The organism is Paraburkholderia sediminicola, assembly GCF_046030555.1.
Lineage (GTDB): Bacteria > Pseudomonadota > Gammaproteobacteria > Burkholderiales > Burkholderiaceae > Paraburkholderia > Paraburkholderia sediminicola_E.
This window is the reverse complement of sequence record NZ_JAQQCH010000017.1, coordinates 89236-110539: the sequence shown is the minus strand read 5'-3', so window position 1 is coordinate 110539 and position 21304 is coordinate 89236. Positions and strand designations below refer to the sequence as shown.

The window sequence follows — 21304 nt, the reverse complement described above, 5'->3', positions numbered from 1 at the left end:
TCAGATAAAGAGATAAATATCAGATGCATCGAACCGACTGGCTTGAAGGTTTTGGCCACCCGTCCGCAAGCGTTGATTTTTCGCTCCCCAACGGAATCTATTTCCTGTTGGAGTTCCTGCCCGAACTGCAGCAATACAGCGACAAGTCACTGCAAGACCGCCTCGCCCTCTATTTCTGGTGGGAAGCCATCGGTGCGCGTTGCTATCCGGATTTCAGGTGGATACTGCGTGAACAGGACCGCGCCTGCCTCGACGCGATCGACGACCCGGTGCTGTGCGGTTCCTTCACGAAAGCGATCGGCTTCTGGCTCCGGCACACGGACTCCAGCAACCTTGAGCGGTCCAGCCTGATGCAATTGCTGCTGAGTCCGCCCGCGGAAGACAAAGACGAGCAGATCAAGCTACCCTACTTCCTGCATGTGCTTCGGCAAGATCGCGACGACTTGCAGCGCGACTTCGATCTCGGAACGCCCAGCAGTCGCCTCGCCTATTTGCGCTGGTGGGAAACCCATGGCGCGGTCGAATATGCCCGCATCAACTGGTCGACGAGAGATATCGTCGATGAGTTGTCGGTACTCGAGGTAAGCGATGGCGCGCCGCTCGCGCAGCCGCGCATGCTCAGCGTGGTCTGGCGCCACCGGACAGGTTTGCGGCAAAACTACGCGATCCATACTCTCGCTGGTCAATTAGCCTATCTGGGCTGGTGGCAAGAACACGCCGCGGATTACCCGGCCCTTAGCTGGTCGCCGCGCGATGTCTTCGACAGACTGCTTAAGCTCGAAATTACTGAAGGCACGGCGCCGCTCGCACTGCCACATTTGCTGAATCTCGTCTGGCGGGAACGGCAGGATTTGCACACGCATCTGGACCGCGCCACGTTCAAAGGCCAGTTCGCTTTCGTTCACTGGTGGCAAGAAGAAGGTCAGGCGAACTACCCGGAAATCCAATGGTCCGCCGACAATTTGTTCGAAAAACTCACCGCGCCGAAGGCGTCGGAGTACATCGAAGGGATCGAGCTGCCTTATTTCGTACAGCTCGTGTGGAACGAACGCGACGATCTGATCCAGGCGTTCGACCGCAGCACACTCGAAGGCATTCGCGGCATGATCCATTGGTGGAATCAAGCCGGCCCGCACGAGTATTCGCTGTTGCGCGACGCGTCGATCGAGCCGCAGGCAAGCCCGGACGGCACAGTCACCCGTTTTGTCATCCAATCGAATCTATTGGCTCGCGCCTATCCGTTTGGTGTGAATATCATCGGCTTTCCGCAAGGTATCCTGGGGCTGGCCGAAGACGCACGCATGATGGGTCATGCGCTGCAACTCGCCGCTGTGCCGCGCGCGTTTATCAACGCGCCGATCGCCGGGCCGACCAAGGTCGACACATCTGTCACGCGCCTGCTGACGCTTGAGCCGAAGTACCGCGTCAGCGTATTTTGCCTGCCGCCTCCGGAAATGATGCGCCTCGCCCTCGAGGGCGGGCGCAAGTTGATCGATAGCGCCACCTACAAGGTGGGCGCATGGCCATGGGAACTGCCCCAGTGGCCTACCGCGTTCGGGCGCGTTCATCAGTTCGTCGACGAAATCTGGGCGCAAAGCCGTTTCGTGCAGACCGCCTTCCGCAAACTGGGCGACACGCCGGTTCATCACATGCCGATGGCCGTCGACATCCCCGCTCCCACACAGCGCGTGCGCGAACGCTTCGGTCTGCCGGAAGACGACTTCCTGTTCTATCTGATGTTCGACGGCAATTCGTGGCTCACGCGCAAAAATCCGCTCGCGGGCGTACAGGCGTTCCAGAAGGCTTTCGATGCATCGGTTAGCGGTGTCGGGCTCGTTATCAAAGGAATGAATATCCGCGAGTCCGATCCGATCTGGAAACGTATTCGCGACATCGCCTCGCGCGATCCGCGTATTCACGTCGTGTCCGAAAAGCTGACGAGGCAGGACTCGATCAACTTCATGGCGTCGCTCGACTCATACATCTCGCTACATCGGAGCGAAGGCTTCGGCCGCGTCATTGCGGAAGCCATGTTGCTTGGACAGCCGGTGATCGTCACGAACTTCTCGGGCAATGTTGACTACTGCGACGCCGAGACCGCGTTCCTCGTGGACGGCGAACTGGTGCCGTTACGCGCCGGCGACTACCTGTTTCACGAAGGGCAATACTGGTGCGATCCGGACGTTGCGCAAGCTGTGCAGCAGATTCGTCGAGTGTTTGAAGACGTTGAGGCACGTACACGGATTGCCGCAGCCGGGCAGCAGCGTCTGCGCCAGGATTACTCGATCGACGCCGTGTCGCGTCGTTACGCCGCGCGCATAGCGGAAATCGAAGCGGGAACACAAAACAAATGAAGCTATTCATTTACGCACCCGATATTTTCGCTGGCGATGCCGTCGGCAATCACTGCTTTGGCATAGCCAGATCGGCGGTGCGCAGCGGCCTAGACGTCGAGCTTTTCGGCCAGCGCTTCGACTTGTCGGCGCGCACGGTCAGTCAGGTCGACCAGTTGTTCGCGAGCATAACGGCAGACGACATCCTGTTGGTCAGCTATTCGATTTACGATGACCATCTCGACCGGCTACTGGCCCTGCCATGCCGCAAGCTGTGCTATTTCCACGGCATTACCGATCCGGAGCTATTGCGCGCGTTTGAACCGCGTACAGCCGAGCTATGCAGCGCCGGCATCGCACAACTCCCCAAGCTCAAGGCATTCGACGTACTGGTCGCCAATTCGCGCAGTACGGCCGCGGAACTGAAGTCACACACCGGCAGCGCTCAGGTAGCGGTGGTTCCGCCGGTATTTGCCGATATGCCGGCCTTCCAATACGAGGCAGCGCAACGCGACTTCAAACGCCGCTCCCTTAATCTGCTGGTGGTGGGCCGTGTCGTCCCGCACAAGCGGCTTGAGGACGTCCTGGTCGTCGTGGCTGAGGCGAGAGCGCAAGGCGCCAACATCACACTGACCGTGGTCGGGACGATGCCGAACTACGAATATTCAAAGTATCTGTTCAACTTCGGCCGCCGGTTGGGTGCACTAGAGCATGTGAGCTTTGCAGGCATGCTGGACGACGGCGATCTGTTCCACTGCTACGACAAGGCCGATGCGCTCCTGTCGATGAGTCTTCATGAAGGATTTGGCGTGCCCGCGCTCGAAGCAATGTATTTCGGATTACCGGTGTTCGCCCACAGCGGGACGGCCATCGACGAAGTCGCCGCAGGCGTTGGGGTATTCCACAAGGACGAGCCGCTGGCTGCGTTTGCGCACAGCTTGTCGGAACTGCTGCTAGACAACGCGTGGCGCCAGCGCCAGGAGGCCGCTGGCAAAGCCCGAGCGCTCGAGTTGCTGGAACAGGCCAGCGATAACGTCTGGTCCAATCTTTTCACGCAGGCGACGAAGACGTCGAGCCGCATATGACGCGCACTTCACTGGTTACCGGCGCGACTGGGGATTTGGGCTTCGCGATCGCTCAACGTCTGCTGCAAGACGGCCATCGGTTGGTACTGCATGCCCGCGACGCCGAAAAGGCGCGAGATAGCGTCGAGCGACTGAAACCGCTGGCCGGCGGCGGCAAAATCGTTCCTGTCGTAGCCGATATCGACACCGCAGCGGGACGAGCGCATCTCGCAGCAGAAATAGCCAAGGCAGGAATTCATATCGACGTGCTGGTCAACTGTGCCGGTGGCGGAGGCGCTCACGAATCGTGGTGGGACACCAGCGACGAAAAATGGGAAGCCTGCTTCCGCCTGAACGTAATGGGCACGGTGGGACTTTGCAAAGCATTCGTTCCAGCGATGAAGCAGCGCGGCTGGGGTCGCGTAATCAATATCGCAAGCGTCGCGGGTTCGAAGCCGCTCGCCGTGGGCCCGGAATACGCCGCTGCGAAGGCCGCCGTCCGCAGCTTGACAATAAGCCTCGCGCTCGAATGCGCGAACTCGGGCGTGACGGTGAACTCGGTGTCGCCCGGGTTGTGTATGACAACCAAGGTCGAAGGCTTCCTTGAGCCGCATGTCAAAACGTCGGCCCACCCCGAACAAAGCCTCGACGAATTTGCGTCGCGCAATATCTTTCCGAATTTGATCGGACAGCTTGCGCGCCCAGAAGATATTGGTGAAATGGTGTCGCTACTCGCTTCAGAGCGTGGCGCCAGAATGACTGCGCAGGATCTCGTCGTGGACGGCGGCTATTTGTCCGTGACGCCGGGTTAATTGCGCACGTAGTCAGCAATGAACGAAATATTTGTGCGTATCGGCTCTTATGCAAGCGCATCAAATTCGCTCTTTTGAAATTGAGATTTAATATGATAGTTGGCGCAAGACGTGTTATTGCATTGTTTCTTGTCTACGGACGCACCTTTACTGACGAGGGGATCTCGCATATCCGCAAGATTGTCGACAGAATGTTGCCCGACAGTGAGTTACGAATAATCGTCATAGACAACAAGATCGATCAACCGTCCGCAAACACGGATAAGCCTGTCTGGGAAATTTCTGGCGACAATACGCTAGGAGAATTCACCGGCTGGGACCACGGCTACAATTTTGCCAAGCGCGCGCTAGATCTGAATACCGATGATCTGATTCTGTTCGCGAACGATACCTTTTTCCGCCGAAATTATCGTGACGGCGGTGTCGGCTATATGGATTTCTTCGATCGCCCGTTGATTGAAGATCATGATTTGACCAAGGAATGCATCGGCTATCTTGACGATTTTCCTCGCGACGTCGAACTGATGGGCATCCCCTATACAAGCTGGATCAGGAGCAACGTTTTCTTTTTACCGTTTGACGTGTGTGAAAAACTCGGCAAATTAACTTTCCCGTTGCAGGAAGAAGAAATATTTGCACCGAGCCACAAAGCGTTCTGGGGGCATACGGATAAAATATCGGATAACTGGAAGGCTTATATAAGCAGCTGGCTTTTTGGATATTCAAATCCGGAATTCCCGGAATATCAGCTTCACTGGCATAGCGCCCGTCAACCTGATCAGCAGAACTTTGCATTCTTCAAGAGAAAAGCACGGGCGATTCTCTCGGAACACTATCTGACGGCCCGCCTGCACGCGATGAACTGCCCGATCATCGACACCAATCTGTTCCCGCGCCTGCCGGATCGCCATACCGCGCCCTATTACTCCTGAGGGCGTAGGAGCTGAATGGCGACGGCGACCCAAGCGGCGGCCCACTGCTGTACACCGATCTCATAGGGGTGCAGCCATGCCCGCGGCCAAGCGTGGCCGCCATGCGCGCCGGATACTGTATAGTGCTCCCCAACCCTAGGGCGTGACGGCTTGCCTGCCGCTTTTCGTCATATCTGCAACTGATCAACTCGGGCCACGGCACAAGCACGTGAATATGCATGGATAATCCAAGACTTCTGATCACTACGTACTACAGCGCCTTTCTCAACCCCGGTGGTGGAGAAACTGAACTGCTGACCTTGATCGAAGGTCTGCGTGTACTCGGTGTCGATGCAGATCTTTACGGCCCGTCGAGCAAACCGCTGTCGTCGTATTCGTCCGTGTTGCACTTCTCGGTCCAGGCGGACGGACTTGTCATGTTGCAGCGGGCTAAATCACAACAGAAAAATATTTTTCTGTGGCCTAATCTCTGGTGGAACTCGGCTCCTACATCAGAAGAGCGCGAACTCGTCGCTAATTTTTTCAAACTTTCTGACAGGATAATTTTCAAGTCCCGTTCTGAAATAGAAAACATTCGCCAATACGTACCGATTAACGACGAACAGATTCTTCACATTCCTGTACCCGTCAATTCGAAATTTTTTAATGTTTCGAATCCGGGAATATTTAAAAAGATGTACGGACTCGACAAGTACGTGCTGTGGGTCGGCGTACTGAATCGAACCAAAAATCAGCTAACGGCAATTAAGGCACTTAAAAATCTTGTTATTCCGGTCGTCTTTATCGGGCACCCGAACGACGAAGAATATTTCAATGAGTGCCGCGCAGCTGCACCGGAACACTTCATCTTCATCCCTCAGATGCCGGCCGCCTCAGAGATCCTCTGCTCCGCCGTGCAGAGCTGCGCGCTGTTTCTCGAAGTCCCGCTCGAGCCACCCGGCACGTCCGCTCTGGAAGCCGCGCTGGCGGGACGGCCTTTGGTACTGTCCGAAGGGCCATGGACCAAAGAGCACATGGGTTCGCACGCACGCACCGTCAATTCGCGCAGCGAAGAAAGCATCCTGAACGCCGTCAAGGACGTGCTGCGTTCGCCGCCGCACGGCGAGACACTGTCAAAAGAGATTTTGCGGCGCCATCTGGCGCCGCGCCCCCTCACGCCCTTGGTCGAATTGATCAAGCGCAGCGCACGCTGATACCTGGATACACAGCATGGCTCATTCAGGTCCGGCGGATACCGCCACATTCGATTTTTCGGTCGTCATTCCCTGTCACAACGAAAGTGGCTACATCGAGAACCTGTTGCACGATTTATCGGCACAAACGATCGGGACGGAAAATTTTGAGGTCGTCGTAGTCGACAACAATTCGTCCGACAACACGAACGAGGTTGTCTGGGACTTCGCTTGTCACATGCGTAAATTGAACGTTCGCCTGGTTCACGAATACGAACCCGGCGTGTCATGCGCGCGCAACTCAGGAGCACATATCGCGAAAGGCACCACGCTGATCTTTCTCGATGCAGACAACCGCGTCTCGCCGACCTTTCTCTCCGATATTTCTTACACCATGCACGCGAAGAACAGTGTAGCCGGTACGATCCGCACCATGCCGGACGTCGCGGAAGCACGGGCACTTTTTGTGTTCTGGATACTCGAGCTCATCAAAGTCTTTCTGCGCCGCCCCTTCGGAAAGAGCTACGTTCATCGCCGTCTCTATGACAGCAGCCAAGGCTACAACGAGCAGATCGTGCTGGGAGAAAATCTGGACTTTCTGATTCGCGTGAAAGCCCTGGCGAAGAAGGAAGGCAAGGTGTTTGGGCACATTCGCCGCCCAATCTATTGCTCGCTTAGACGCTTCAACACTCAAGGCTATGCGCGCGTGCTAATGCCGTGGTTCGCGGCTTATTGCGGATTCTTCAATCTGAAATACCAAACGATGACGTCGATCAAAGGGCAGGACGCTGCATAGACGGACGTAGATAGTTGGCTGTCATTCTCGTTCAGCCAGCAGCGCGACAAAGATCACGCACAGATCCCTAACGAAATGCGGCCATCAACCACCGAATAAGCGCAAGACGACGGTGTCCGCTATTAATGCGCCGCCGCAACAGAATTAGCAGCGGCATAGACTATCAACACGCCAAACATCCAATCGAAATCCATCTGGTCGTTTGCGCGGCTGCCCCTATAACATCGACTGTCATTGTGACCAGTATGCAGAACATGCCAGGCATGCGGATCATGTGTCCGGATTGGGCCGGTGCAGATCTGAGAAAGGGACGAGCAGCACTAGGCGAACGGACGAGGATTCCATGCATGCGCAGAGTCATTACATGGCTTTCGAATCACGAATACTTCGTTGAACTCCGCATCTATACCTTTCGAACGATCCACGAGCCGGTGTGTTTCGACTGGGACATAACCTGCCCACTCGCAGAGTAGTAGTTCGAAATCGTAGCCGTATTCCCACGTTACTAGCGAGCGCCCACCATTCGCAGCGGAGTGATATTGCGGCTCCAGCAAGTGCTTGATTTCACCATCGATTAGCTGAGCGCACTGCCGCGTATCGGTGATCCATTTCTGCTTCGGGGCGGTGAAGATGTGGGCACCGCCTGGGCGTAAGACTCGCATAATTTCGGCGATAGCGAGATCCGGTCGAAAGACGTGCTCCAGAATGTCCTCGGTGATGAAAAGATCGAACGATTCACCCGGGAAGGTCATCGCTTCAATATTTTCGCATCTGGCACCATTACACATACCACCCAACTCTACGCCGGGCTCGTAGACCGATCGCGTGTACCGCTTTGCATACCTGGATGTAAAGTCGTTGACCGGCGAACACTCATGGACTTCAGCGCTTTCCCATCCCAGGAATTTGGTGTCGAGAACCATGTGGAGATGCCGGTTTCTCGGGATCGAATGGCATTTGAGACAATGATAATTGTCACGCAACCAGTCACTTTCCGATCGGAAAGTAACTGCAGATCGGCAGCAATGACAGTAGCCCGCGTTCTCCAGAAAGGGCTGGTGCCCCGCCAGATCTCTGTCCATGTACATCTCCCAAGTAATTTTTGGTGAGGCAACGGAATGTATATAACACGCGTTTCGGCGAAACTTATTCAACTAGGGTCATCACCGACGCGCTCGCGTTCTCCAGCGCTCAGCCCCCCCCCGAATCGACTGACGACATGGCCGCCATGTGTTTTCGCGGTGCCGTGTCGACAATCCTGTTTCCGCTTACGCAACCTTCCTTATCCAGAAACTACCGCCCGTATTTTTCATGAACAGCGGCATCTTTTCGTGGAAAAACGCGCCGTGAAACATCCCCATGAAGGCGTTCATGAGCACAACCTGAAAGGTCTGGTTGTATTGGAGGAACGCCCGCAGGAGGTACGCTTCGTTCCACGCCCGACCTTCATAGATCCACTGCGGCGGATATTCGAAAGGTAGGAAGATGTCGTGGAAATGGATGTACACTCCCTTAGCCAGCGACGGCAGAATTTCGAAGAATAATCTGTTCACATCGCTGCCGATCTTGCTCACGTGAGTTGAATCGACGAAGAGAATGTCGTTTTCCTCAAGTGTCGAAAACACGCCTAGATCGACATCCTGCACGCGGGACTCGACAATTTTTGCCTTACCCTGATCCTGCTGATTGATCAGCGAGAGTAAACGCTCATTGTATGGCTCAATAAATGTTGTCTGAATCTGACCATCGAAGAATAGATCGTTAGTGTCCAGCGCGACTGCCGATGAAAACCCAGAACCCACTTCTACAATCCGCCGGGGCTTCAAATGGCGAATCATCGAATAAAGTGCAATCCCGTCGCCATAGGAAAACATGGGGTTTTCGAAATAGTAGCGCAGGTTGTCGACCTTATGCGCATGGAACGGCATATCGCCATAAAAGCGCTCCGCGAACTGCTCCAGCAACCGAAGCTGTTCCTGTTCACGCAAATTGACACCGGACATCACCTTCTGAGTCGTATCGAACAGTTTGGCTTCCTCCTGCCGTACTTCATCGAGTGAAGGTATTGGCGAGTAGAAATGTCCCGGTGGGATATCACCCAACGCAACGAAGTGCGGCACGTAAGCCTGAAGTTTCGCCTTATACCGGTCCCGCTCGGCAGCCAGCTCTCTAACTTCTGGATGTCTTGCGATTAGCAAACTGAGTTCATCCGCGCCCGACATGGTCATCTCCGTCATTGATCAGATATTGAGTGCTGCATCGTTCCGCAGCGTACCCTCTTCCAAATCGAGTCTTCTCAGCCAGCTAGCGCACGACCTTGAATCTCAGCCAATCCTGACTCAAGGAGGGCGCCGGCTTCAGTGTCCGATTGAGCGGCAAGTCCAAAGCCTCATCTGACTTCACGGTTACGTACTCAATCGGAAGGCGACTAAAATCAAAATGACGTGCGTCGACCTTCACGCTGATCACGTCACCCTGCGGAACGGTGACAACAGGGTCCGCTGCCCCCTGAAGATCCGCTACCTTAAAGAATAGATGCTGATAGCGGTTATATGAAAACACGTTTTGCTTCTTCGGATCGAGAGCGTCCCACAACTTCATCTGCGGATAGTAAGAGACTCCGTTAAGCACAGGGCAACCGGAAGCCATCATCGTCATCGCAGGAACGTTCGAACCAATAACGAGCGTACGCCCTTCTCCAACGTCACAGTTCATGGTCACGTGACCGCTAGCCACCGAAGGAACAGAGAGGGCAACCCACGGATTGAAGGAAGCCACGGAGAAGAGAAGGAACGCTAAGAAGGACAGGAAAAAGCCCGTGAAGAATCGGGCCGCAAGAAGGTATGAACACCATGCAACAGCGGCCAGCATGCCGAGCACGGCCGTGGGGCTCAGAAGCTCATGAATAACTGCGGGCGCAGACTTTAGACTGAACCAAACGAACGCCGCCCACAACAGGGCCACAACGATCGCGGCTATCTGTCTCGCCCGTTGCGATGTTTCGACGACATCCGTGTTGGGATCTCGCGCGAAGGCCGTGCCAATAAGTGCAATCGCTGCAAGTCCCGTTGCGATGTCCACGCGGGTCGGGAATGATCGGCCCCACAGACTCGATTGCGCTAGTTCTACAGGGAAACCCACGAACTGGTACCAGGTTGCGAGTGCCAGAAAGGCGATCAGCGCAAAAAAAACAGGACGATTCTTTCGTTGGTATTTCCAGTTAGCGATTGTTCCGCAAATGGCTGGCAATGTGAGGTAAAGAAACGACGCAACCTCGCTCTGATTGGACGCATCCTTGAGGTTCGCATTAAGGGTCGTAAAGTTCGAAAACCCTCGTGCAAAATACCAGGAATCTATGGTGCCGCCTGGCACCGCAATTCGCTTTCCCGGATAAACGGTGGCAAGCATCGCCGCCACGGCGTCCTTAGCCTCCATCCACCAGAAGCCCACAATTACGCCGGCCAGCATCAAACCGGCGGCGATCCAGATCAACCCGCCTAGCGACCAGATGATCGACTTCCGGTCACGGATAACAATGGCCGCAAGCAGCATGACAAACAGGTAACCAAGCGGTACTTGCCACGCCGGGTATAGGGTAAGCACGAAACCAGAGGCCGTGATACCGAGGAGCACAGCCAGCAAAGGTTTCGTCCACCTCGTGGATCCTCTCAACAAGACAACGAAAGCCGAGAATGCGGATGCGGCGAACATCGTTACATAGGCGGGCCAGTAAGACCAAGCAATCACATACGGCGAAATGACGAAGCAAAGTGAAAGGCAAAACGCTAGACGCCACTGAGCCCGAAACAACAACGAGAAACATGCCCAAAGCGCGAGAAGGCACCCGAAAGCCGGCATCCACCATTGCCATGCCAATGCCTGCGGCAACGGGAGAACAAAGTAGCCCCATGTAGCGGGGCGGCCCAACGCTGGCACGCCAAGTACCGGAACGGACGTCATTCCGGGAATCAGCATGTTATGCCCGTTGGGACCGAGGTTCCGATTGACTATTGGAAACGGCGGCACGTGGCGAGTCTGTCCAATCGACATGGGCGTGAGAACGCGCCACTCATCGCTTCTGATTTGCTCATTATGACCGGCCAGCACAGTTGTCTGAATGCCGTCGATGGGAATATCTTCGTCCGTGATGCCCAAAGACGTGCCGGATACGCCGAGCGCAACGAACGTCGCGAAACCGGCAACGATTCCGACTGCCAAGGGCGCTGCCGGAGCAACCGCGCAGCGCATCCACGCTGACAAGGCCTGACTGATGCGGGATGCGAACACAAAGCACAGCACGAGCAGGCCGAGTCCCACGACAACGGTCAGCTTCGTCGCCGTGAACCGCCCTGTATCTGCATGAACAACCAGGGAAGTGAAAGCTGGGTTCGACGGCACGCAATCGACCTCACCGTCATGCTCGAACTGAACTTTGACGCGCAGGCTTCGCGCGCCCCGCGGCAGCGAGGCCGGGATGGGAACGTTGGCGGTCCACCCCGAATCGAGCCAGTCACGTCGGCCGGTCGCCGCTGCGACGTCGGGCCGCGCATAGCGGTCAACCTGCCCTGTCGCAACCTGCTCATGGCCGATAAACACAAGAAGCTTGAGATTTCCAGCGGTGCCGTGGGTTGACTCAGCCCAGCCAGATAACGTGATCGTACGAGCGTGCGCGTTGACTTCCACCCTATCCAGAAACGCTCGCGAAGTTTGCGAGGAATCGTTTGCCGCATGCGCCGGCGACAAACCAACGCAGGCCACTAACAGGCAGATTGTTTTTAGAATCTTTCGCATCTTGGTCGGATAAAAGTGTTCTTACGGCGCGAATGGGAGTCTACGTCACACACGCTCGACAACTTCGGCGCACTGCCATGAACTCTCACACTGATGCGGCCGGCAAGCCGACCGTCAGGGGGACATCGCCTACTCAGGCGTGCCACTAACCAAAGCGGGTCGCGATTACCAAACCCAAAACCACGAGGGCAGTGCCTACCGCATATCCTGCCGTCACCGTCTCCTTGAACACAAAGTGGCTAGCGATCGGCACAATGATGAAGCACAGCGCCATGAATGAATAAGCCTTATTGAGATTCACGAATCTCAACAGGTTAATCCACAGCAACGTAGCGATTGCATAGATGGCAAGAGCGAAAAAGATCGTCAGCACAGCACGCGGAGAAAACCAAGTGCCGGCACTCTGCACTTCCATACCTGCCTTCTTGAAGGCGATTTGTCCGATTGCGATGATGCAGGCGCAGGCGATGGCCCAAATTGTTTGAAGAGGCGTCATTCTCGTAGGTTGTAATTCAATCGTTGTGAGAGGAAGCACATCAGCGCCCCACGCCGAACGCCTGGGGCACTCATAAGCTGCATTATTCGGATCGCTCTGGCTTCTCGTCGTTCGAGCGTAACTCCACACGCGCCTCGAGCGGGTTGAAAGGCAGGAATTTGCTTATTGGACGGGACGGGACGTTCGCGACGTCGAAGTTTAGAAATCCCAACAGGAACTGCAAACCAATCAGCACCGGCAATGCCGATAGCATGATCGTTCCCAGAGGTGTCGGGGTTGCGGACGCCAGAGCACTGATCCAATGAACAGTACCAAAGCAAACGCCAAAAATGAACAGAATCAAGCCGATGATCAGTTCAAATGTAGCGGCGGTCATGTCACGCAGGAAATAGTTATAGAAAATCCGCTTCGTGAAATTTTTTGCGTGTTTACCCATAAACTCAAAAAGAACGCTCGTTATTTTCAAGTTGGATTTTTCGTCTCCGTACACCGCGTCCATCGGAATATCCGCGACAACTGCTCGCAACGTGTTCAGGCGAAACAGCATGTCCGTTTCGAAAAAATAGCGCCGGCTGATCCGGTCGAAAGGCAAATGCGCGGCCGCGCGCGCATTGATTGCCGTATAGCCATTCGTAGGGTCGAAAATGGTCCAATAGCCGGTGGATATCTTGGTCATGATCGACAGTCCGGCATTACCGACGAGGCGCATCGCCGGCATTCTGGTGATATGCGTCAGATCGTAAAAACGATTGCCCTTGGTATAGTCAGCCCAGCCATCGACAATCGGCAACACAAATTGTGGCAGTAGACCCGGGTCCATTTGACCGTCACCGTCCACCTTGACGATCACATCCGCTCCGCCGGCAATCGCTTCTGCATACCCCGACATCACCGCCCCTCCGACGCCCTGATTCACCGTATGCCGGACGACGCGGACGCGCGGGTCTGTGCAATTGCTCGCAACGAAGTCGCCACTACTCTCGGGGCAGCAGTCGTCCACCACATAAATCCGGTCGACTTCCGGCCCGATCTTCGCGATCACGCCAAGAATGTGCGGGCGGACTTTGTAGCACGGGATGACGACTGCAATCGACGAAGGCTTATTCGAGATACTTGAGTTCATGTGTGTCGTGTGTTTGTCATGCCGAACCGGAAATACAAGCGTCAGCGGACCGTACGGCAAAAATGCGGGGCGCCAAGGCACGTCTATTCGCCAGTGATCGGCATTAGCAGTTATGGGCAAAAGCCCTCGCAATGCAGCGAGTAGCCTCCATGGGGAGGTCATCCACACGCCGTTGTAGCGTGCCTGCCCGTCTGGCGCCGGAAACGCCACAGTATACGCGTCCCATAGCGGCAGTGATTGCCCTCAGGTCGTCGGCCGATAGAGTTCTCCGCTGCGAGATCGCCGATTCGTCGTAGAAATAATTCGCTAAGACAGGCCGCGCACTGCCGTTCCGCTTTCGCCCCGCCGGCGACTTCACCGCGCAACGTCGTCATACAGCGTGCTATACGCCTTACCCAATGCCTCGCCCGAAAACAACGCTTCATATCGCCGGCGCGCCGCTGACCCGATATGTGCCACCAAGGCATCGTCGCCAAGCAAGGTATTCATCGCCCGCGCCAATTCTCGTGGCTGTTCTGGTGCGACGACAAAACCCGTCACATCGTGTTGATTGACGTAGGACGTTCCGGATCCCACCTCGCAGCACACCATTGGCTTGCCGAACATGGCGGCCTCGACCAACACCATGCCGAACGCTTCTGAGCGCAAGTGCGACGGTAGCACCATCGCGCGACATCCCCTGAGCAGAGCGACCTTTTCTTCGTGCGTTACCTGTCCCGCAAACACGACATTCGTGGCGCCGGCTTGCTGCGCCTGAGCCGCCAGACGCTCCCGCTCCGGCCCGGAACCTGCGATCACGATTTTCGCATCGACCTGACGTGCGGCGTCAATCAGCGTGTGCAGACCTTTGTAATAGCGCAACACGCCGAGGGCAAGAAAGTACGGTTCGTCTGCTGCAAGACCGAGACGGTTCGCTATGTCGCGTTGCGCATCCACGGGATACGGCGCATCACGGTAATCAATGATGCCAAGCGGAATAGTCTTCAGCCGCTCCTTCGTCACGCATTCCGTCAGTGCCTCACTGGTCTGCGCATAGGCAGGCGAAGTTGCAACCACGGCGGACATGCTGCGCAGCGTGCGCCGCATCAACGGTCCGTACACGGCACCAAGCGCCTTCTGTCGCACGATGTCCGAATGGTACGTCATCACTGTCGGTTTTTTCGTGCGCCCGAGCAGATGCAATACATCAGCGAACGGCCACGGAAAGTGGAAATGCACGACATCGGCCCAATCGACCATCTGTCGATACTTCATCAAGGCACCCGGACCGCCCAGATCACACGATGCAGGCGCCGCCCATGATTTCTCACGTACGACGCGCCCCTCAGGGTAGTCGATCTCCGTTGGCCTGGGCGTCGGCGACAAAGTCAGAATGCGCGGCTCGACGCCGCATGCGCGGGTCGACAGTGCGATCTGGCGGATCGCTTCCTGCAGGCCACCTGGCGGATCGGGGAAGTAGGTGCGGTAGACATGAACCACTTTCACGTGCGCACCTCCGCGCCGCGATGGTGTTGCACGCCGCCGTTGCCCGATCCACGGCCCCTGAACGTGATCTGCAGCATCTTGTCCAACCGCCGCTCCCACGTGTTGTCGCCCACCGCCGCCCGCGCCTCATCCACGCTCAGCTTGCCGCGCGCAAGCTGTTTTTCGATCGCGGCAATAAAGGCATTCGGGTCACCGCCCACTTCGAGCCCCGCACGCGGCTCCTTCGCAAAGTCCAACGGCGTCGACACCACCGGCAAGCCAGCGGCCAGGTATTCGTAAAATTTCATCGGAAACATCGAGCGCGTGTACTCGTTCAGCAAGGTCGGTAATACGCCGACCTGCATGCCACGCAAGTACTGCGGCAAAGTTTGATAGCTGCGATAACCGAACAGATGCACGTTCGGCAAACGCGCAAGTTGCGCCAGCAGACCACTGCGCTGCCCTTCACGCTCTTCGCCAATGATGATCCAGTGCCATTCCGGCCGCGTTTGCGCAGTCTGCAACAGCAGCGGGAAGTCGATCTTGAAGTCAGACAGCACACCGTGATAGACGAGCCGGGGTTCCGGAATCGCCGCGAGTTCCGCCGGCACCGGGTCAGCTTGACGAAGTGCCTGCCCGAAGTGCGCGTCGTCCACCACGTTGCCGAAGTAGTGCGTATTCGGGTTATACGGCAGGCAGGTCTCCTGCAGCGATTTCGCAGTCGTGAAGACTGCGTCGCAACGCGCGAGCAGTGCCTGCTGTGCATTATTAAACGCTGTCACATCGACGCCGGGAATCGTCGCGATATCGTCGACGCAGTGATACACGAGCGGCCCGCGCGGCAGCGTCGCAATTGCATCGAGCATGTACGGGTGATAAGTCCAGACGACGGGATCCGTGAAGCGCCGCGACTTCGCGAAACGGGCCACGGAAAAACGCAGTAACGCCTGGTTCAGCGCGCGAACGAACGGCAGGTGGTGCCCGGCCGGCACCATCAGCGGCGACAGCACCCAGACGTTTTCAGCGCGCTGCGGCGGCCCGATCACGAGCGACTGCATGCCGCGCCACAGACGGCGCCACAGGCGGGCCCAGTCGCGCCCGCTGCCGACTTTGGGCGAGCGAAAACCCACGCTCTCCACGTAAAGCACCCGCCAGCCGCGCGCGGCCAGAATGCTCGCCGTATGCTGTTTGTTCGTCCAATACGGTTCGTCCCAGTCGGCGGTAGAAAACAACACGCAGTCTCGCGCGGCAGGCGTCGTGTCCTTGCGTTCAACCACTGAATACCTCGACCGGCCGGCCCAGCAGACTATCGAGAATGCGCTGCGAGGCCAACCCGTCCCCGTAAGGGTTCGCGCGATTACGCAGCGCCGCTCGACGCGCCGGATCGTCGAGCCAACCCACTACCGCGCGCTCGATATTGTCCGACGCCTGCCCAGCCAGCGTTGCAAAGCCTGCGTCAACGCCTTCGCGCCGCTCAGTGTGATTGCGCATCACGACGACCGGCACGCCGAAGGTCGGCGCTTCTTCCTGAATGCCGCCGGAATCGCTAACGACGACCGCACTGCCGCTGATCAGATAGAGACTGGTCGGATAATCAACCGGTTCGATCAAAGCAAGATTAGGGATGCCATTCAGTTCACGCAGCACCGGCTCACGCACGGCCGGATTCAGGTGCACCGGGAAAATCCAGCGGTAATCGCTATAGCGCTGGCAAAGATCACGCAACACGCGACAAATGTCTTGCAACACGTCACCGAAGTTTTCGCGCCGATGACAAGTAACGAGGATGTGCTGCTGCTCGGTGCCCGTCCATGGCGGCAGCGGACTTTCCGGGGGCGTAACGCCCCAGCTTCGGCGCACTTCGGCAATCGCATCCACCACTGTATTGCCGGTGACGACGATTTTTTCCGCAGCAATACCTTCGCTCAACAGACTTTGGCGCGCGAGCTCGGTTGGCGCGAAGTGCAGTGCGGTGATGCGGCTCAGCAGGGTGCGATTCGCTTCCTCGGGGAACGGGCTCTTGAGATCACCGGTGCGCAATCCGGCTTCGACGTGGCCAACCGGAATCCCACGATGAAAAGCGGCAAGACCAGCGCAAAATGCCGTGGTCGTATCGCCTTGCACGATCACCCAATCCGGGCGCACCTGGTCCAGCGCGTGATCGAGCGCCGACAAAAGACGCGACGACAAAGCGTTTAGCGATTGCCCGGGACTCATCGTCTCGAGCGTAATGTCCGGTTCGATGCCGAAGAACTCAAGCGCTTGCGCAGCCATGTCCTTGTGCTGACCGCTCGCGCAGACGACGGTATCGACTTCGGCACGCAACGCCCGCACGACCGGCGCCAGCTTGATGACCTCGGGCCGCGTGCCCATTACGACCATGACTTTCATTGCAATCGTTTCCCTGACTCGACTTGCTCACGGGCTCCGCGAAATTCGACGCCGAGCGAATAGGGTGCTGCCGTGCCAGTGGGCGCGAGGACGTGGAACCCACCGTCCTCCTCGATCACCTGCGTCTGCGCCTTGAACTGGAGGAAATCGAGCGCGCCCGCCTCTGTCATGAAGACCGGCGCTTGCGCGCGGTTGCGGATGTACGCGATGAATTGCTCGTGTGCTTCAATACGCGACGCTTCGTCTGTCCAACCGTATTGGTAGCGCGGCGAAAACGGATGATCAAGATAGCCGAACAACGTGTGCGTGTCGTACGCGAGATCGAAAGCACGCTTGAATACGGCAAGCGGATCGCCCGCGGCGAGCATGCAATCGCCGTGCAGCATGCATTGCTGGCTGTGACCGACGAAGCCTTCCGGCAAGCCGGCAAGCGTTCCGCCGCGCGCCAGCACGAACTCCGGATCGTTGCGGATGATGCCTCCGATGCAGCCTTCATAGCCGGCGTCAGCCAGCGCACGCAACGCATAGGGCGGCGACTGGTGAAACGGTGATACCGCATAGCGCACCGGATTGCCCGTCACGATCTGCAGCGCTTGTGCCGATTGACGGCCTTCTTCGAGGGCGGCGGCGTAGCTGCCGCCCCAGTTGGGCGCGTGGGTCGCTGTATGCGAGAGCACCGCGCCCTGCCCCTGGTCCACCAGCAGCTCCCACAAGATCGGGCGTTCCTCAGGCCGGGTCAGATTCTGCGTGTGCACAGCGAGCGTGAACGGTACGCCGAGGCGCTGGTACGCCTGCCACAGCGGGCGCGCTGCCTCGACGCTTTCGTCGCAATCAAGCCGCGAGGTAATGGCTGCGTCGTAACCCCATGGAATCTCGCTCAACACCGGCTGACACGGTAGTGCTTGCGCGCGATAGGCCGACAGGAAATTCTCGACCATGCGCCATTCGAACGAATCGCATGACCCGACTGGGCGGTTGATCCACAATATGCTTGCTGCGTCCGCGTCCCAAAGCGCCGCGTAAGAAAAACGGCGGCCGCCCGGGACATGTACCGACGCCAGTTCCACGTCGCTTGCTACCTGGCCCGCTTGCGCGATCGCCCAGATCGAGCCGTCGTGCCGAATGCGCCCGTAGCCGAGGTTGTTCCATTCGTCCGAGAAATCGAAGCGCTCGAAGGGCCGGTCCCACGTGTGCCCGCCCAATGCTTCCGCCAGATGCGTATAGCGCACCACGGCACGACTCTCTCTCGCTTCACGCGACGGCGCGGCTTCGCTGCGGCTATCGGCGGCCAGTTCCGGCGGCCACGCTTCCGTTTCATAGTTCAGATGCCGTGCGAGCGCGGCTGGCACGCGGCCGAAGAGAATCAGCTTACGAGGCTGAGCGCGCAACCATTCGAGCAGATCTGGGCTCCACTCGTCCGGCACATCGACCGCAACGATCACGGACGGCGCGATAGAGCGCAAAGCACTGCGCGAAATCGGCAGCGCCTGGGTCACGCTGACGGACCGCCGCACGGCGGCCAGCACGTATTGGCCGGCCGTCGCCGAAGCGTCTGCAAACAGAACGCCAATCATGCGCTCACCACATGACGAAACTTGGCTCGACTGCCGACGCGCACCAGATCATCATGCCCGACGAAGGTAATCGTGAAAGCATCCTGCCAATAGTGGCGCAGCTTGCTGGTTGTTTCGTCCGGATTCGCCCAAGGCTCGAGCACGATGCGCAATGTCGGCGGCGTCGTCCGCAAATCGATCTGAAATTCCTGAATGCCGCCGACCCGGTGATCGAGCATGTCCTGGATATGGTGCGTGGGGTGCGCTACACCGTTGATCGGCACGACATCATGAATCCGCCCGACAACATCCGCCAGGAAAAAACCTTTCGCGGTTTCCTCCACACGCGCAAGGTCGCCCGTGGCGTAGCGGATCAACGGCATCAGCCGGTTGCGGAAACCGGTGAACACAAGTTCATGCGCACCATCGGGATTGCCTTCCGACACGCGGCTTTCCGGCCACCCTTCGGATTCGAGAATCTGAAAGCCGTCTTCGTGGCCATCGAGTTCGTAGGCCATCACGCCGAGTTCGGCAAGACCGTAGCGATCGATCACCCGGCAACGCAACGCCGACGCAATCACTTCGCGCGCGTGCGGTTCGAGCAATTCGCCACTCGACTCAAACACCTGGAATGCGTTGCCGCCGCCATACTTGCGCTGCACGTAACAAGCGAGCGCATACATAGTCGACGGATGCGAATGCGCCAGATAGGGTTTGCGCCGCTTAAGCGTCTGCCACATCTCCTCAAGGCCTTCGTCGTCGATCCGATCGAAGAAGATATTGCTTCGATTCATCGCGAAGCATTTGAAGTCTTCGCGCGACGGCCATTCCGGAATAGCCTGATCTGGGAAACGACAAGCAAAATGAAGTTCGGAGCGGTGACGCAATTTGCCGATGCGCTCGCGGGCGTAGAACGTGACTGCCGATGAATAGTCGGCACCGTCCTGATCGTAGTAGATCGTGCACGACAGGCCTGTCGACCCGCCGGTTTTGCAGACATGATGCCGCGTTTGTTCGAGCGGCGCCGAATACAGTCGTACGCCCTGCTCGCGGATAATGTCTTTCGTCAGATAAGGAAGCTCCTCCAGATAACGCGGGTCTTGTTTGACCTTCGCAGGATCAAATTGCTTCGCCTGGAACAGATCACGGTAGTACGGCACCTGCGCGCCGGCGAATTTGAGGATGTCGACCAACCGCTCAAGCGCGATGCGGCGACGCTCCGGCATCGGCAGCACATAATGTTGGCGCAATTCTTCGATTTTCGGACGCACGCTGCGCTTTTCGCGGCTCTCGGCAATCGGATAGGCGATATAGCCACCCGCGAAGCCCTTGAGCGCGCGAAACGGCTGTCGCACGAGCAACGACTCGGAGTACCGCAGAAATGGATGATTAGCTCGCATCAAATTCAAACCTTGTTGCGCCTTTGTCGCCTGCGCCGATTGCACTGCGCAGAACCGCGCACGCTTTCAGCGTTATTGTTTGGATTCGGCGCGCCGCCCCCCGATCGAGACGCGGCGGCCGGCGCCGTATCGCCGTCTAAACGCATGCATCGAGCGGTGCGGTGACCCTAAGACCGTGGCCAACCGCCCGTTCCCGTATCAGTGCGGTAATTGCGCCGATTTGCTGACCAGGGGTTCCGAGTCAGGCTCAGGCGCGACGATCGGCTCGTCGGAGATCATCTTTCCGTGCTCCATGGAAATTTTGCGGTTGCAGACCCGCGCCACCAGCTTCGGATCGTGCGAAGCAACCACCAACACTGAAGCCTTGCCGACCAGGCTCTCGAGACGCTCGGCCGCTTTGATGCTGAACTCCGCATCACCCACGCTCAGCCACTCGTCCATGATCAGAATGTCGGCTTCGACGCTGGTCGAAATGGCAAACGCGAGACGCAGCATCATCCCGCTCGAATAGGTGCGCACCGGCAGATTCAGGTAGTCACCCAGTTGGCTGAAATCAGCGATTTCGTCGATCTTGCTGCGGATGCGCGCTGGCTTCAGACCGTCCAGAATGCCGCGTAGATAGATGTTTTCGAAGCCCGTTGCGTCCGGGTCAAGGCCCATCGACACGTCCAGCAGTGAAGCAATCTTGCCGTGCACCTTGAGCTCGCCGCGCACCGGTGCGTACACGCCCGAGAGTGTACGCAGCAGCGTGGTCTTGCCCGAGCCGTTGTGACCGATCAGACCCACGCGATCGCCTTCGGTAAAGCTGAAGGTGAGGTCGTCGATCGCTCTGACGATCGCATGACGACCGGCATCCTGGCCGATCCGGCCACCCGTCGTGAGATTGAGCACCGCTTTTTTCAGTGAGCGATGGGAGTTCTCGTAAATCGGAAATTCGACGGAAATGTTACGAGCAACAATCGATGAAGAACTCACGG

17 protein-coding genes are annotated in these 21304 nt (G+C 57.5%); 6 read left to right on the top strand and 11 right to left on the bottom strand.

Features of this window, described 5'->3' with window-relative positions; translation table 11 throughout:
- Positions 1 to 23 precede the first annotated feature (23 nt).
- The 6 genes from PQQ52_RS23310 to PQQ52_RS23285 all read left to right on the top strand — a co-directional run bounded on the left by PQQ52_RS23310 (position 24) and on the right by PQQ52_RS23285 (position 7109).
- Complete coding sequence (locus tag PQQ52_RS23310; RefSeq protein WP_408216440.1) at positions 24 to 2354, top strand: glycosyltransferase family 4 protein; 2331 nt, start codon at positions 24 to 26, stop codon at positions 2352 to 2354.
- Positions 2351 to 3418 (top strand): glycosyltransferase, encoded by a 1068-nt coding sequence (locus PQQ52_RS23305; RefSeq protein WP_408216437.1) that lies wholly within the window; start codon positions 2351 to 2353, stop codon positions 3416 to 3418. Before PQQ52_RS23310 ends, PQQ52_RS23305 begins: the two co-directional genes overlap by 4 nt.
- Complete coding sequence (locus PQQ52_RS23300) at positions 3415 to 4209, top strand: SDR family NAD(P)-dependent oxidoreductase (RefSeq protein WP_408216434.1); 795 nt, start codon at positions 3415 to 3417, stop codon at positions 4207 to 4209. Before PQQ52_RS23305 ends, PQQ52_RS23300 begins: the two co-directional genes overlap by 4 nt.
- 92 nt (positions 4210 to 4301) lie before the next feature.
- Complete coding sequence (locus tag PQQ52_RS23295) at positions 4302 to 5141, top strand: hypothetical protein (protein ID WP_408216431.1); 840 nt, start codon at positions 4302 to 4304, stop codon at positions 5139 to 5141.
- A 218-nt stretch (positions 5142 to 5359) separates the two neighbouring features.
- Entirely contained in the window at positions 5360 to 6334 is a 975-nt protein-coding gene (locus tag PQQ52_RS23290; RefSeq protein WP_408216428.1) for a glycosyltransferase, read from the top strand.
- Between the two features lie 16 nt (positions 6335 to 6350).
- Positions 6351 to 7109, top strand: a complete 759-nt coding sequence (locus PQQ52_RS23285; protein ID WP_408216426.1) for a glycosyltransferase — start codon at positions 6351 to 6353, stop codon at positions 7107 to 7109.
- A gap of 320 nt (positions 7110 to 7429) precedes the next feature.
- Here the strand turns inward: PQQ52_RS23285 and PQQ52_RS23280 are convergent, their stop codons facing one another.
- The 11 genes from PQQ52_RS23280 to PQQ52_RS23230 form a co-directional block, all read right to left on the bottom strand.
- On the bottom strand, positions 7430 to 8032 hold the full coding sequence (locus tag PQQ52_RS23280) for a class I SAM-dependent methyltransferase (RefSeq protein ID WP_408216423.1): 603 nt from the start codon (positions 8030 to 8032) through the stop codon (positions 7430 to 7432).
- A gap of 345 nt (positions 8033 to 8377) precedes the next feature.
- On the bottom strand, positions 8378 to 9331 hold the full coding sequence (locus PQQ52_RS23275) for a class I SAM-dependent methyltransferase (RefSeq protein WP_408216421.1): 954 nt from the start codon (positions 9329 to 9331) through the stop codon (positions 8378 to 8380).
- Positions 9332 to 9413: 82 nt separating this feature from the next.
- Entirely contained in the window at positions 9414 to 11900 is a 2487-nt protein-coding gene (locus tag PQQ52_RS23270; RefSeq protein ID WP_408216419.1) for a DUF7657 domain-containing protein, read from the bottom strand.
- Between the two features lie 145 nt (positions 11901 to 12045).
- Positions 12046 to 12396 carry a DMT family transporter gene (locus PQQ52_RS23265; RefSeq protein WP_169489029.1) on the bottom strand — a complete coding sequence of 117 codons (351 nt, stop codon included), beginning with the start codon at positions 12394 to 12396 and terminating at the stop codon, positions 12046 to 12048.
- A gap of 82 nt (positions 12397 to 12478) precedes the next feature.
- Complete coding sequence (locus tag PQQ52_RS23260; RefSeq protein ID WP_408216416.1) at positions 12479 to 13519, bottom strand: glycosyltransferase family 2 protein; 1041 nt, start codon at positions 13517 to 13519, stop codon at positions 12479 to 12481.
- Between the two features lie 354 nt (positions 13520 to 13873).
- A complete protein-coding gene (locus PQQ52_RS23255; RefSeq protein WP_408216413.1) occupies positions 13874 to 15004 on the bottom strand; it encodes a glycosyltransferase in 1131 nt (376 codons plus the stop codon).
- Positions 15001 to 16260 (bottom strand): glycosyltransferase, encoded by a 1260-nt coding sequence (locus tag PQQ52_RS23250; protein WP_408216411.1) that lies wholly within the window; start codon positions 16258 to 16260, stop codon positions 15001 to 15003. Before PQQ52_RS23250 ends, PQQ52_RS23255 begins: the two co-directional genes overlap by 4 nt.
- Positions 16253 to 17374, bottom strand: coding sequence for a non-hydrolyzing UDP-N-acetylglucosamine 2-epimerase (gene wecB, locus PQQ52_RS23245; RefSeq protein ID WP_408216410.1), 1122 nt, complete (start codon positions 17372 to 17374; stop codon positions 16253 to 16255). Before wecB ends, PQQ52_RS23250 begins: the two co-directional genes overlap by 8 nt.
- Positions 17371 to 18948: a polysaccharide deacetylase family protein gene (locus PQQ52_RS23240; protein WP_408216407.1), complete on the bottom strand. Its 1578-nt coding sequence runs from the start codon at positions 18946 to 18948 to the stop codon at positions 17371 to 17373. The genes wecB and PQQ52_RS23240 overlap by 4 nt, the downstream gene beginning before the upstream one ends.
- Positions 18945 to 20327: a phenylacetate--CoA ligase family protein gene (locus PQQ52_RS23235; protein ID WP_408216404.1), complete on the bottom strand. Its 1383-nt coding sequence runs from the start codon at positions 20325 to 20327 to the stop codon at positions 18945 to 18947. The genes PQQ52_RS23240 and PQQ52_RS23235 overlap by 4 nt, the downstream gene beginning before the upstream one ends.
- Before the next feature lie 198 nt (positions 20328 to 20525).
- Complete coding sequence (locus PQQ52_RS23230; protein ID WP_408216402.1) at positions 20526 to 21302, bottom strand: ABC transporter ATP-binding protein; 777 nt, start codon at positions 21300 to 21302, stop codon at positions 20526 to 20528.
- Positions 21303 to 21304 lie beyond the last annotated feature (2 nt).

Coding starts and splice junctions, on each gene's coding strand:
- PQQ52_RS23310 (WP_408216440.1), top strand. CDS start 24: ATGCATCGAACCGACTGGCTTGAAGGTTTTGGCCACCCGTCCGCAAGC.
- PQQ52_RS23305 (WP_408216437.1), top strand. CDS start 2,351: ATGAAGCTATTCATTTACGCACCCGATATTTTCGCTGGCGATGCCGTC.
- PQQ52_RS23300 (WP_408216434.1), top strand. CDS start 3,415: ATGACGCGCACTTCACTGGTTACCGGCGCGACTGGGGATTTGGGCTTC.
- PQQ52_RS23295 (WP_408216431.1), top strand. CDS start 4,302: ATGATAGTTGGCGCAAGACGTGTTATTGCATTGTTTCTTGTCTACGGA.
- PQQ52_RS23290 (WP_408216428.1), top strand. CDS start 5,360: ATGGATAATCCAAGACTTCTGATCACTACGTACTACAGCGCCTTTCTC.
- PQQ52_RS23285 (WP_408216426.1), top strand. CDS start 6,351: ATGGCTCATTCAGGTCCGGCGGATACCGCCACATTCGATTTTTCGGTC.
- PQQ52_RS23280 (WP_408216423.1), bottom strand. CDS start 8,032: ATGGTTCTCGACACCAAATTCCTGGGATGGGAAAGCGCTGAAGTCCAT.
- PQQ52_RS23275 (WP_408216421.1), bottom strand. CDS start 9,331: ATGTCGGGCGCGGATGAACTCAGTTTGCTAATCGCAAGACATCCAGAA.
- PQQ52_RS23270 (WP_408216419.1), bottom strand. CDS start 11,900: ATGCGAAAGATTCTAAAAACAATCTGCCTGTTAGTGGCCTGCGTTGGT.
- PQQ52_RS23265 (WP_169489029.1), bottom strand. CDS start 12,396: ATGACGCCTCTTCAAACAATTTGGGCCATCGCCTGCGCCTGCATCATC.
- PQQ52_RS23260 (WP_408216416.1), bottom strand. CDS start 13,519: ATGAACTCAAGTATCTCGAATAAGCCTTCGTCGATTGCAGTCGTCATC.
- wecB (WP_408216410.1), bottom strand. CDS start 17,374: ATGAAAGTCATGGTCGTAATGGGCACGCGGCCCGAGGTCATCAAGCTG.
- PQQ52_RS23240 (WP_408216407.1), bottom strand. CDS start 18,948: ATGATTGGCGTTCTGTTTGCAGACGCTTCGGCGACGGCCGGCCAATAC.
- PQQ52_RS23235 (WP_408216404.1), bottom strand. CDS start 20,327: ATGCGAGCTAATCATCCATTTCTGCGGTACTCCGAGTCGTTGCTCGTG.